Raw genomic sequence first — 12517 nt, forward strand, 5'->3', positions numbered from 1 at the left:
CGCCGTCCCCGCCGGCGTTGCCGGGCCACCCGAATACGCCCGGTATGAGGGCGGCCCGGCTGCCTTGCCGGGAACGACGTGGATCACCGGGCCCGGCGGCGCCGGATTGAGAGACACGGCCTAGGCTCGGCGGGCCTTGCGGGCGCCGATCGCCTGCAGGACGGGCGCGGCGCGCAGCAGTGGGCCGGGGGCCAGCGCGGACAGCCGCATCATCGCGCCGCGCCAGCCAGGGACCGTCTTGTAGACGCGCCCGGTGCCGAACAGGCCGACCAGCTCGGTGGCCACCCGGTCCGGGGTGAGCAGCACACCCGAGCGGACGAGGGCCCGCGCCCGCGGTTCCATGGCGTCGAGCAGGGCCGTCGCGACGCCGTCGGGGTTGAGTGCGTGCACCCGGATCCCGTCCGCCCGCACCTCGGCCGAGAGCGCGGAGGCGAGGGAGAGCACGGCCGCCTTCGTCGCGGCGTAGAGGGAGAGGCCGGGTACCGGGCCGAGCCCGGACAGCGAGGCGGTGATCGCGAGGTCGCCCCCGCCGCCCTGCTCCCGGAAGGCGGCGATCGCCGCGCGGGAGCCCCACACCGGGCCCAGCAGGTTGATCTCGACGAGCGCCCGGGCCTCCGCGTCCGTCAGCTCGGCGAGCGGGCCGCCGGTGCCGACGCCGGCGTTGCTCACCCACGCGCCCAGCGGGGCCAGCTCGCGGGCGCGCGCGGCGATCGCGTGCGCCGCGGCCGGGTCGGTCACGTCGTAGGCGGCGGACTCCCCGCCGAGGTCCGCGGCCGTGACCTTCGCCGCCGTCGCGTCGACGTCGGTCACCAGGACGCGGTAGCCGCGCCCGGCGAGCTCGCGCGCGATCGCGGCCCCGATGCCGCGCGCACCCCCGGTGACGACGGCCGAGCGGGAGCCGGTGGGAACCGAGTGGGCGACACGGCGACGGATCACGGGGGTGACCCTACCCGCGGGTAGCCCTCGGGGGAGCCCCGAACGCCGGCCCCGTGATCGTGGCCGCGGTGGTCCGCCGGCGCGCCCTCCGCCGGAAGGGGTGCGCCGGCGTAACCGCTCAGCCGTTGGCGGCGATGTCCTCGAGGAGCGCGACGAGGGTGCGCACCGGCACGCCCGTGCCGCCCTTGGGCGTGTAGCCCCACGGGCCGCCGGTGTTGAACGACGGGCCGGCGATGTCGATGTGCGCCCACGGCAGCCCGTCGGCGACGAACTCGCGCAGGAAGATCCCGGCCGCGAGCATGCCGCCGAAGCGGTTGCCCGTGACGTTGGCCAGGTCGGCGATGCGGGAGTCGAGCTCGCCGCGCAAATGCTCGGGCAGCGGCATCGCCCAGGCGTCCTCGCCCACCGACCGGCCGAGCGCCGCGACCCGGTCGCGGAAGTCGTCGCTGCCCATCACGCCCGCCGTGCGGGTGCCCAGCGCGACCATCTGCGCGCCGGTGAGGGTCGAGGTCTCGACGAGGTAGTCCGGCTCGTCCTCGGCCGCGCGGACCATGGCGTCGGCCAGGATCAGCCGGCCCTCCGCGTCCGTGTTCAGCACCTCGACGGTCTTACCGCCGTACATCGACAGCACGTCGCCCGGCCGGTACGCGGTGTCCGACGGCATGTTCTCGGCCATCGGCACCGTCGCGGTCACGGCGACCGGCAGGCCCAGCCGCGCGGCCAGCACCGTGGTCGCGATCACGGCGGCGGCCCCGGACATGTCCGAGGTCATGTGGTCCATGCCGGCCGCGGGCTTGATCGAGATGCCGCCCGTGTCGAAGGTGATGCCCTTGCCGATCAGGGCGACCTTCTTCACCGGGTTCTCCCCGCCCGACCAGCGCAGCCGGACCAGCCGCGGCAGCCGCGACGACCCCTGCCCGACCCCGAGGACGCCCCCGTACCCGCCGGCGGCCAGCGCCTCGTGGTCGAGCACCTCGACCTCCAGCCCGGCGGCCTCGCCGAGCTCGCGGGCGCGGGCGGCGAAGGTCTCGGGGTAGAGCGCGTTGGGCGGGGTGTTGACGAGGTCGCGCGCGGTGCTCACCGCCTGGGCCACGGCGAAGGCGTGCTCCAGCACGTCGGCGTCCGCCCGGGGGAACTCGACGGACTCGATCGGCTTCTTCCCGGCCGTCGGGTCACCCTTGAACGCGGTGAACCGGTAGGCGCCGAGCAGGACGCCCTCCGCGGCGGCGGCCAGGTCGACCGCGCCGAGCGTGCTGACCACCCGGCCGCTGCCCGCCAGCGCCCGGGCCACCGCGCCCGACGCGCGGCGCACCTGGTCGGCGGGGATCGCGCCGGACCCGTCGGGCTTGCCGAGCCCGACGCCGACGACGAGCGGGGAGCCGACCGCCCCGCGCGAGGGCAGCTTCACGACCTCCTCGACCTTGCCGGTGGCGCCGGCCAGCGCGAGCAGCCCGGCCAGGGTGCCGTCGAACGCCGCGTCGATCTCCTCGGCGCCCGGCGCGAGGACCGGTTCGGCCTCCTCGCCGTTCCCGCCGTTGCCGTTCGCGCCCGGGAGCACGCCGACGACGAGGACGTCGGCCTCGGCCGCCGCGGCGGGGCCCTCCAGGGCGCCGATGCGGGTGCCGGTCTGCGGGACGGTGGTCGTCAAGGCGGGTCTCCTCGGTCGGGTCGGCACGGTCGGGTCGCACCGCCGCACGGCGGCGTGACCGGGTGGGGCATCGCCGGGCCCGGGCGCCGCACCGCCCGTCGACGGGCGGTCCGAGCGCCCGGCGAGACCTCTTCGAGATGCTAATGACACCGTCGCGGGGCCGTATCGCGCAGGGTCGGATGCGATGGTGGTGCACGTGGCAACGACCCTCGGCCGTCGTCTGGGTACCGCCGACGTGGTGGTGCTCGGGCTCGTCGCCATGCTCGGATCCGGAGTCTTCGTCGTCTTCGCCCCCGCCGGGGCCGCCGCGGGGCCGTGGCTGCTCCTGGCGGTGCTGCTCGCCGCGGTCGTCGCGGGGACCTGCGTGCTGTCCACCGCGGAGCTGGTCCTCGCGGGCGGCGCGGGCGGGGCGGGCTTCTCCGCCGGGTACACGGCCGGCTACGTCGCGGCCCGGGACCGCCTGCACCCGGTCGCGGGCCGGCTCGCCGGCGTCACGCTGCTGATCGGCGGGGTCGCCTCCGCGGCGGCCGCCGCGGGCGTCTTCGGCGCGTACGTGCTGCCGTCGAACCCCCTGGCGGCCGGGATCGTCGTGATCGTCGTGGCCACGGTGCTCAACATCGTCGGGGTCCGGACCACCGCCCGGTCCTCCTGGCTGCTGGCGGGCGGGACGCTGGCGGTGCTGGTCGTGGTGGTCGTCGTCGGGCTGCTCGGGCCGGGCGGGGAGCAGACGGTGTCGGCGTCGGTGACCGCCGCGGGGGAGGCCCGCGGGGTCGCCGTGCCCGTCCCGCAGGCCTCGCCGGGTGCGCTCGGTGTGCTGTCCGCCGCGGGCCTGGTGTTCTTCGCGTTCGTGGGGTTCGCGAACGTCGCGACCTTCCGCGAGGAGGTCCGCACCCCGGCCCGGACGCTGCGCCGCGCCATCCCGATCGCCCTCGCCGTCTGCACGCTGACCTACGTCGCCGTCGCGGGGGCGCTGCTGATGGGCCTGGGCACCGACCGGATCGGCGAGGAGCACGCGCCGCTGGTCGCGCTGGTCGACACCGGCCAGGCCCCGGCGCTCGGCGTGCTCGTCCGCATCGGCGCGGCCGCGGCCGCCGGCTCCACACTGCTCGCCGTCCTGATCGGGATCAGCCGCACGGCCAGGGAGATGGGGGTCCGGGAGGACCTGCCGCGGTCGTTCGCGAAGGTGTGCGGCAGCGGCGCCCCCTGGCGGTCCGACGTCCTCGGCGCGGCCCTGGCCATCCTCGTCGCCGTGCTGGCGGGGCCGGTGGCCTCGATCGCGCTGTCGGCCTGCGCCATGCTGCTGCACTACGCGTTCGTGCACGCCGCGGCGCTGCGGGTGCCGACGCGGCGCACCCCCGCCTGGGTGGCCGCGGTCGGGCTGGTGCTGTGCCTCGGACTGGCCGCCCTGCTGCCGCGGACGACGGTGCTGATCACCCTCGGCCTCCTGGCCGTCGGCTGGGGGCTGGCCGAGCTGTCGGCACTGCGGGGCCGCCGGAGACCGCCCGCACAGCAGGAGGAGCCGCCGGGGGAGCAGGCGGCCTGATCCGGCCTGGTCCTCGGTACGGTTCCCGGCGTGGACGAGCTGATCACCGGGCCCCTGCACGACCGACACGTCGCGCTCGGGGCGACCCTGGGCGCCTTCGGCGGCTGGTCCATGCCGATCGCCTACCCGGCCGGCACGGTGGCCGAGCACACCGCGGTCCGCGGGGCCGTCGGCGTCTTCGACGTCAGCCACCTCGGCAAGCTCCTGGTCCGGGGCCCCGGCGCGGCGGACTTCGTCAACGCCTGCCTCACCGCGGACCTCGGGAGGATCACGCCGGGGAAGGCGCAGTACACGCTGTGCTGCACGGAGTCCGGGGGCGTGGTCGACGACCTCATCGCCTACCTCGACGGCCCGGACGAGGTCCTCCTCGTCCCCAACGCCGCCAACGCCGCCCGGGTCGCCGCGCTGCTGAGGGCCGCCGCCCCGGCCGGGATCGAGATCGTCGACCGGCACCGCGAGCTCGCCGTGCTCGCGGTGCAGGGGCCGCGCTCGGCCGAGCTGTTCGCGACGATGTTCGCGGGGTTCTCCGGCGTCGCGGGGCTGGACTACATGGCCTTCGCCGACGCCGGTGCCGTCCGCGTCTGCCGCACCGGCTACACCGGCGAGCACGGTTACGAGCTGCTCGTGCCGGCCGCGCAGGCCCCGGCGGTCTGGGACGCCCTGCTCGCGGGGGCGGAGCCGCTCGGCGGGCGCCCGTGCGGGCTGGGCGCGCGGGACACGTTGCGCACCGAGATGGGCTACCCGCTGCACGGCCAGGACCTCAGCGAGGAGATCACGCCGGTGCAGGCGGGCAGCTCGTGGGCGGTCGGCTGGTCGAAGCCGGCGTTCTGGGGCCGCGAGGCGCTGCTGGCCGAGCGGGAGTCCGGGCCGGCGCGCCGCCTGCGCGGGTTGCGGGCCACCGGACGCGGGATCCCGCGCGCCGGGATGACCGTGCTCTCCGGCGGCGAGCCGGTCGGGGTGACCACCTCGGGCACCTTCTCGCCGACGTTGCGGACCGGCATCGCGCTGGCGCTGATCGACACCGCGGCGGGGGTGTCGACGGACGACGTCGTGACCGTGGACGTGCGGGGCCGCGCGCTGGAGACGCAGGTGGTGAAGCCGCCGTTCGTCCCCTCGCACGTCCGATGATCGGACACCCGACCGGCTGACGCTCACCTTGCCCGGCGGGTTACCGTTCATGCATGAACGCGCCGCTGTTCACCCGCATCCCGAACCCCGCGCCGGCCTCTGACCAGCGGCGCAGCGAGATCCTGGCCGCGCCGGGGTTCGGCCGCCACTTCACCGACCACATGGTCACGATCCGCTGGACGTCGGCGGAGGGCTGGCACGACTTCCAGGTCGAGCCGTACGGCCCGATCGCGCTCGACCCGGCGACCATGGTCCTGCACTACGGCCAGGAGATCTTCGAGGGCCTCAAGGCCTACACCCAGCCGGACGGCACGGTCGCGTCGTTCCGGCCGGAGGAGAACGCGGCGCGGTTCCGCCGGTCCGCGGTGCGCCTGGGCATGCCCGAGCTGCCCGACGAGCTGTTCCTGGCCGCGCTGCGCGAGCTGGTCGACGTCGACCGCGCCTGGGTGCCCCCGGCCGGCGGCGAGGAGTCGCTGTACCTGCGCCCGTTCATGATCGCCACCGAGGTCGGGCTGGGCGTGAAGCCCGCCGACTCGTACCTCTTCCTGCTCATCGCCTCGCCCGCCGGCGCGTACTTCCCGGGCGGGGTCAAGCCCGTCGACGTCTGGCTGTGCACGGACTTCACCCGCGCCGCGGTCGGCGGGACCGGCACCGCGAAGTGCGGCGGGAACTACGCCGCCTCGCTCCTCCCGCAGGCCCAGGCCGCGCAGCACGGGTGCGCGCAGGTCGCCTACCTCGACGCCGCGGAGAAGCGGTGGGTCGAGGAGATGGGCGGGATGAACCTGTTCTTCGTGTTCGGCTCCGGGGAGTCGGCCGAGCTGGTCACGCCGGAGCTGTCCGGCAGCATCCTCGAGGGCGTCACCCGGCACTCGCTGCTCACGCTGGGCAAGGAGATCGGCTGCCAGGTCACCGAACGCAGGATCTCGGCCCGGGAGTGGCTGGTGGGGTGTGCGGACGGGGCCATCACCGAGGTGTTCGCCTGCGGCACCGCCGCGGTGATCACCCCGGTCGGCAACGTGAAGTTCAGCGAGAACGACGGCGTCGGGTCGGTTCGGGTGGCCGACGGCGAGCCCGGCGCGATCACCATGCGCCTGCGCACCCTGCTCACCGACATCCAGCGCGGCACCACCACGGACACCCACGGCTGGATGACCGCGCTCTGAGCGGACTCCTCCCTGGTCTGCGTCATGGATCCATGACGCTGTCGGGTCGGGGCGTCCAGCGCGTCATGGATCCATAACGCTGTCGGGTCCGGGCGTGGTGCGCGTTGTGGATCCATGACGCGGTCGGGTCCGGGCGTGGTGCGCGTTATGGATCCATGACGCGGTCATGCGGCGAGCAGCAGCAGGGCGGCGGCGGTGCCCAGCTCCGCCGCCGCACCCAGCACGTCGCCGGACATCCCGCCGAAGCGGCGCGCGGTGTGCGCGGACAGCGCCACGACGAGGACGGCCGCGAGCGCGACCCCGGCCGGCCCGCGCCAGCCCGCGACCGCATAGCCCGCGGGGGCCAGCACGACCCACCACAGCGGCGCGACCCACGCCGGCTGCGACTCCGCGACCATCGCGCCGAGCCCGCCCGGCCGCGCCGCGGGCACCCCGCGCCGGGCGACCCAGCAGAACCCCGCCCGGCCGCTCGCGACGGCCACGGCGGCGCCGGCGACGACCTGCCATCCGGACAGGGCCGCCAGCGAGCCCGCCTGGGCGCCGAGCACCACCAGCAGCGTCACGACGGCGAAGGGGCCCGCGCCGCCGTCCTTCATCACCGCCAGCGCCCGCTCCGGCGGGCCGAAGCAGCCCAGGCCGTCGGCGGTGTCGGCGAGCCCGTCGACGTGCATCCCGCGCGTGCCCAGCGCGAGCACCCCGACGGCGAGCAGGCCGGCGACCAGCCCGGGCACGCCGAGCGCGGTGAGGCCCCACACCACCAGCCCGGCGACGGCCCCCAGCGCGGCGCCGACCGGGGGGGCCCAGCGCAACGCCCCGGCCGCGGTCCGTTCCGAGGGGGCGCCGGTCCGCACGGGCAGGACGGTGAGCCAGGTCAACGCGAGGGCGAGCGCACTCATGCCCCGCTCATCCGCTGACCGCGCGCACCGGCGCGATCCCGCTCGCCTCGGCGGTGGCGGTCTCGCCGAGCAGCCGGGCGGCCGCCTGGACGAGCGGGAGCACCGCGACCGCGCCCGTGCCGTCGCCCTGCCGGACCTGCAGGTCCAGCACCGGGACGAGCTGCAGGTGCTGCAGCACGAGCGTCATCGCGGGCTCGGGGGAGTGCTGCGCGGCGAGCCACCACTGGTGTGCACCAGGGGCCAGCTCGTCGGCCAGCAGTCCCGCGGCGCCGACGACCAGCCCGTCGAGCAGCACGGGGGTCCGCCGCAGCGCGGCCTGCACGAGGAACCCCGTCAGGACCGCGAGGTCGGCGCCGCCGGCCGTGCGCAGCAGGGCGTGCGGGTCGCGGACGTGCGGCTTCGCCCGGCGCAGGGCGTCGCGGATGGCGGCGGCCTTGCGCATCCACGCGTCGTCGCCGATGCCGGACCCCCGCCCGACGACGGCGACCGGCTCGGCTCCCGTCACCGCCGAGACCAGCGTCGACGCCGGGGTGGTCGCGGCGACGCCCAGCGAGGCGGGGACGAGCAGGTCGGCGCCGGAGTCGACCTCCTCGTCGGCCAGGGCGCGGCCGATCCGGACCGCGTTCTCCACCTCGGTGGCGGTGAGGGCGTCCTCGCGGTCGATCCGGCCGCTGCCCCGGCGGACCTTGAACCGCTCCTGCCCGGGCAGCATCGCCTCCCGGTCCAGGCCGACGTCGACCACCCGGACCGAGGCCCCGGACACCGACGCCGCCACCGCGACCGGCGCGGACTGCTCCAGCGCGGCCGCGACCTGCCGCGCGGTGACCTCCGGCGGGTACGCCGAGACGCCGGCGTCGGCGATCCCGTGGTCGGCCGCGACCACGACCACCCGCGCCCGGGCGGGCGGCCGCGGCGGGCACACGCCCTGCATCGACGCGAGCCACAGGCCCAGGTCGGCGAGCACGCCCAGACCGCCCGCGGGCACCGCCAGCGCCTCGTACCGGGCGACGGCCTCGCGCCGCGCCTCGAGATGGGGTGCGGGGACGGCGGGGAAGGGACTCTCGCTCACGCGCCCTTCCTACCGTCCGGCCTGGGCAGGCGTCGCGGCAGCCCACCCGTCGGCGCTCCTGCCCGTGATCGCTGTCCGGACCGTCCGCGGCCGTCCGTGGCGCTCGGCGGTCCGGAGTGGCGATCACTCAGCCTGCGGTGGGCTTCAGGCGCAGCGGCAGGCCCGCCACCAGCAGCACCACCTCGTCGCAGACCGCGGCGAGAGCGGCGTTGAGCGCGCCGAGCTCGTCCCGGAAGAGTCGGCCGGCGCGGGTCGCGGGCACCACGCCCAGCCCGACCTCGGCCGAGACCAGCACGCACCGCGCCTCGGCGGACGACGGGGCCCGGCGCACGGCCTCGACCAGCGTCGCGACGGCGTCGTCGACGGCGGGCGGGGTGGTGGGCGCCTCCCAGGCCTCGGTGTCGTCGAGGACGCCGGTGAGCCAGGTGGCGAGGTCGTCGACCAGCAACGGCCCGCCGCGGGCCAGCTCGGCGACCAGGTCGGGTTCCTCGATCGTGGTCCAGCAGGCCGGGCGGCGCGCGGCGTGCCGGGCGATCCGGGCCTCCCACTCGAGGTCGTCCGGCCGGCGTCGGGCGGTGGCGGCGTAGCGGACCGGCGCGTCGGCGGGCAGCAGCGCCTCGGCATGGCCCGACTTGCCCGACCGGGTGCCGCCCAGGACGAGGGTCCTCAGACCTGCGCCCCGCGCTGCACCCGCGGCTTGGGCACCCGCAGCTTGCGGATCTGGCTGGCGCGGGTGAAGGCGTACCAACCGGTACCGAGCCCGCCGATCCGCTCGTTCGGGAACTTGGCCCGCGCCTGCTTCGTGACGCGGATCCCGAGCGTGACGCCCTCGACCACCATCACGAACAGCACGACCAGGCTGAACAGGCTCAGGTACTGCTGCACCGACGGGATCGGCAGCAGCACCGAGATCAACACCACCACGGCGAGCGGCATGAACAGGCCCATGAGGTGCGGGCGCGAGTCCACGACGTCGCGGATGTAGGCCTTGACCGGCCCGCGGTCACGGGGGAGGAGCACCCGCTCGTCGCCGGCGTCCATCCGGGCCCGGCGCTCCGCGGCCTGCGCGCGGCGGTCCTCCTTGTTCGGGCGGTTCGCCTTGGCCAGGCGGGCCGCCTCGCGCTGGGTCTTCGGCGGCGGCGGAGCGGGGCCGCGACGCTTCGTCTCGGCGTCCCGACGCTTCGGCGTGGGCCGGCCCTTGCCCTGCGTCCAGCGCGGATCGAGCGGCTTCTTCTCCTGCGTGCCCCCGGCCTCGTCCGTGTCGACGGACGCGGATGCCGGGGAATCGTCGGAGCGGCGCAGGAACCTCACGGGTCCACAGCGTACGGGCGATAGCGTGCGCGGTGTGCGTGTGGTCGTCGCTCCCGACTCCTTCGGCGGAACCCTGAGCGCGCGGGCCGCGGCCGGCGCCATCGCGGAGGGCTGGCTGCGCGCGGTGCCGGACGCCCGGATCGACCGCCTCCCCCTGGCCGACGGCGGCACCGGCTTCGTCGACGTCCTGCAGGAGCGGCTGGGCGGGACCCTGCACGAACCGCAGGTCACGGGGCCGTTCGGCGACCCGGTGACCGCCCCGTGGCTGCAGGTCGGCACCGTCGCCTACATCGAGTCGGCGGCGGCGTGCGGGCTGCACCACGTGCCCCGCGCGCGGGGCACGCCGGAGGTGGCGGGCCGCGTCACCACCCGCGGGGTCGGCGAACTGCTGCTCGACGCCCGGGCCTCCGGCTGCACCGAGGCCGTCGTCGGGCTGGGCGGGTCGGCCACGACGGACGGGGGCGCGGGCATGTTCGCGGCCCTCGGCGCCGCCCCGCTCGACGCGTCGGGCGCGGAGCTGCCGCCGGGCGGTGCGGACCTGGGGCGGTGCGACCGGCTCTCCGGTGCCCCGGAGGCCGGGATGGCGCTGGTCGCGGCCGCGGACGTCGACAACCCCCTGCTCGGCCCGCACGGCGCCGCCGCGGTGTTCGGCCCGCAGAAGGGGGCCGACGAGGCGGCGGTCGCGGCCCTCGACGCCGCGCTCGCGGTGTGGGCCGGGGTCCTCGCCGGCGCGACGGGCCGGGACGTGCGCGACGAGCCCGCCGCCGGCGCCGCCGGTGGCCTGGGGGCCGCGCTGCTGGCGCTCGGGGCGCGCCGAGAGTCCGGGGCGGGCCTGGTCCGCCGGCTCCTGGGGCTCGACGCGGCGCTCGACGCCGTCGCCGCCGAGGGCGGGCTGGCGGTCACGGGTGAGGGCAGCTTCGACTGGCAGTCGCTGCGCGGGAAGCTCATCACCGCGGTCGCGGGCGCCGCCGCCGAGCGGGGCGTGCCGTGCGTCGTCCTGGCCGGGCAGGTCGGCGTCGGGCGGCGTGAGGCAGCTGCGGCGGGTGTCGACGCCGCGTACTCGGTGTCGGAGCACGCGGGCGGGATCGAGGCCTCGATGGCCGATCCGGCGGGCACGCTGTCGGCACTGGCCGAGCACGTCGCACGCCGGTGGGGCGGGTCCCCGACGAGCCGGTGACCCGGATCACCCGCCCGGTGGACGGCGGATCCCCGCAGGCCCGGGAGGGTGTCGGCGGGAGGGCCTACTATGGGTGGCGGTACGACTCCCGGGTCGCCGGGAACAGTTCCGCCACGTGCGCTGTTGGGAGAGTTCATGACCGTCGAGAACACCGTCGAGGCCGGCGCCGCCGAGGAGACCCACGGCGTCGAGCTGACCGACAACGCCGCCCTCAAGGCGCGCTCCCTGCTCGAGCAGGAGGGCCGCGACGACATGCACCTGCGCATCGCCGTGCAGCCCGGAGGCTGCGCCGGTCTGCGCTACCAGCTCTTCTTCGACGACCGTTCGCTCGACGGTGACCTGTTCCGTGACTTCCACGGCCTCAAGGTCGGTGTGGACCGGATGAGCGCGCCGTACCTGCAGGGCGCGGTCATCGACTTCGTCGACACGATCGAGAAGCAGGGCTTCACCATCGACAACCCGAACGCGGGCGGCTCCTGCGCCTGCGGCGACTCCTTCAACTGAGTCTCGGCGTCGCGGACCCCCGGGTCGAGGAGGATCACCTCTTCCGCACCCGGGGGTCTCGTCATGTCTGACGTAAGGTGTCCCGACGTGCGCATCGCCGTCACCGGATCCCTCGCCACGGACCACCTCATGCACTTCCCGGGGAGGTTCGCCGACCAGCTGGTCGCCGACCAGCTCGACCGGGTGTCGCTGTCGTTCCTGGTCGACGAGCTGACCATCAAGCGCGGCGGCGTCGCCGGCAACATCGCCTACGCGCTCGGCGTGCTCGGGCAGTCCCCGGTACTGGTCGGGGCGGTGGGCGCAGACTTCGCCGACTACCGCTCCTGGCTCGAGCGGCACGGCGTCGACACCAGCGGCGTGCACGTGTTCGACGACGTCCACACGGCCCGGTTCGTCTGCACCACGGACGACGACATGCGCCAGATCGCCTCGTTCTACGCCGGCGCCATGGCCCGGGCCCGGCTCATCGAGCTGCAGCCCGTCGCGGAGCGGGTCGGCGGGGTGGACCTGGTGCTGATCGGCGCCAACGACCCCGAGGCGATGGTCCGGCACACGGACGAGTGCCGGCAGCGCGGCTACGCGTTCGCCGCGGACCCGTCGCAGCAGCTCGCGCGGATGGACGGCCCGGAGATCCGGAGGCTCGTCGAGGGCGCGCAGTACCTGCTGACCAACGACTACGAGTGGGAGCTCCTGCTCAGGAAGACCGGCTGGACGCCCGAGCAGGTCGGGGAGAAGGTCGGCACCCGGATCACCACGCTCGGCGAGAAGGGCGTGCAGATCGTGGGGCGGGACGGGGTCGCCCTCGAGGTCGGGGTGGTGCCGGAGACGGCGAAGGTCGACCCGACCGGCGTGGGCGACGCCTTCCGCGCCGGTTTCCTGGCCGGCACGGGGCGCGGCCTGTCGCTGGAGCGCGCCGCGCAGCTGGGCTCGCTGGTCGCGGTGCTGGTGCTGGAGACGGACGGGCCGCAGGAGTGGCGGTGGGACCGGGGGAGCGCCCTCGAACGCCTGCAGCGGGCCTACGGCCCCGAGGCCGCCGCCGAGATCGCCACCGCCGTCCCCGCCTGAGCTCTTCAGGATCCGCGAGTCGGGCTCTGACCTCCCGCGAGTCGCGAGATCCGGCAGCGCGAGTCGCGAGATCCGGC

General features: G+C 76.0%; 12 protein-coding genes. 6 read left to right on the forward strand and 6 right to left on the reverse strand.

Annotation, left to right across the window (positions count from 1 at the left end; translation table 11 throughout):
- Nucleotides 1–120: 120 nt before the first annotated feature.
- Entirely contained in the window at nt 121–936 is an 816-nt protein-coding gene (locus LWC35_RS27145) for an SDR family NAD(P)-dependent oxidoreductase (protein ID WP_232873103.1), read from the reverse strand.
- Nucleotides 937–1054: 118 nt separating this feature from the next.
- Complete coding sequence (locus LWC35_RS27150) at nt 1055–2584, reverse strand: leucyl aminopeptidase (RefSeq protein WP_372463108.1); 1530 nt, start codon at nt 2582–2584, stop codon at nt 1055–1057.
- A gap of 196 nt (nt 2585–2780) precedes the next feature.
- On the opposite strand from LWC35_RS27150, the gene LWC35_RS27155 reads away from it, so the two are divergent.
- Genes LWC35_RS27155 through LWC35_RS27165 form a run of 3 tightly spaced genes read left to right on the forward strand, consistent with a single transcriptional unit; the run spans nt 2781 to nt 6418 of the window.
- Nucleotides 2781–4127 (forward strand): APC family permease, encoded by a 1347-nt coding sequence (locus tag LWC35_RS27155; RefSeq protein WP_232873104.1) that lies wholly within the window; start codon nt 2781–2783, stop codon nt 4125–4127.
- A gap of 30 nt (nt 4128–4157) precedes the next feature.
- The gene (gcvT, locus tag LWC35_RS27160; RefSeq protein ID WP_232873105.1) at nt 4158–5255 is read left to right on the forward strand and encodes a glycine cleavage system aminomethyltransferase GcvT; all 1098 of its coding nucleotides are present in this window, start codon (nt 4158–4160) and stop codon (nt 5253–5255) included.
- A gap of 53 nt (nt 5256–5308) precedes the next feature.
- Nucleotides 5309–6418: a branched-chain amino acid aminotransferase gene (locus LWC35_RS27165; RefSeq protein ID WP_232873106.1), complete on the forward strand. Its 1110-nt coding sequence runs from the start codon at nt 5309–5311 to the stop codon at nt 6416–6418.
- Between the two features lie 164 nt (nt 6419–6582).
- Here the strand turns inward: LWC35_RS27165 and LWC35_RS27170 are convergent, their stop codons facing one another.
- The 4 genes from LWC35_RS27170 to LWC35_RS27185 form a co-directional block, all read right to left on the reverse strand.
- Nucleotides 6583–7314, reverse strand: a complete 732-nt coding sequence (locus tag LWC35_RS27170; protein WP_232873107.1) for an adenosylcobinamide-GDP ribazoletransferase — start codon at nt 7312–7314, stop codon at nt 6583–6585.
- Nucleotides 7315–7321: 7 nt separating this feature from the next.
- On the reverse strand, nt 7322–8383 hold the full coding sequence (locus tag LWC35_RS27175) for a nicotinate-nucleotide--dimethylbenzimidazole phosphoribosyltransferase (RefSeq protein ID WP_232873108.1): 1062 nt from the start codon (nt 8381–8383) through the stop codon (nt 7322–7324).
- A gap of 127 nt (nt 8384–8510) precedes the next feature.
- Entirely contained in the window at nt 8511–9131 is a 621-nt protein-coding gene (locus LWC35_RS27180; RefSeq protein WP_308194682.1) for a bifunctional adenosylcobinamide kinase/adenosylcobinamide-phosphate guanylyltransferase, read from the reverse strand.
- Complete coding sequence (locus tag LWC35_RS27185) at nt 9050–9694, reverse strand: DUF3043 domain-containing protein (RefSeq protein ID WP_232873109.1); 645 nt, start codon at nt 9692–9694, stop codon at nt 9050–9052. Before LWC35_RS27185 ends, LWC35_RS27180 begins: the two co-directional genes overlap by 82 nt.
- A 34-nt stretch (nt 9695–9728) precedes the next feature.
- On the opposite strand from LWC35_RS27185, the gene LWC35_RS27190 reads away from it, so the two are divergent.
- The 3 genes from LWC35_RS27190 (at nt 9729) to LWC35_RS27200 (ending at nt 12440) form a co-directional block, all read left to right on the forward strand.
- Nucleotides 9729–10871 (forward strand): glycerate kinase family protein, encoded by a 1143-nt coding sequence (locus tag LWC35_RS27190; RefSeq protein WP_232873110.1) that lies wholly within the window; start codon nt 9729–9731, stop codon nt 10869–10871.
- 135 nt (nt 10872–11006) lie between these two features.
- Nucleotides 11007–11375: a HesB/IscA family protein gene (locus LWC35_RS27195; protein WP_037040814.1), complete on the forward strand. Its 369-nt coding sequence runs from the start codon at nt 11007–11009 to the stop codon at nt 11373–11375.
- 63 nt (nt 11376–11438) lie between these two features.
- A complete protein-coding gene (locus LWC35_RS27200; RefSeq protein ID WP_232873111.1) occupies nt 11439–12440 on the forward strand; it encodes a carbohydrate kinase family protein in 1002 nt (333 codons plus the stop codon).
- Nucleotides 12441–12517: the final 77 nt, after the last annotated feature.

Source organism: Pseudonocardia kujensis (assembly GCF_021283305.1).
GTDB lineage: Bacteria > Actinomycetota > Actinomycetes > Mycobacteriales > Pseudonocardiaceae > Pseudonocardia > Pseudonocardia kujensis.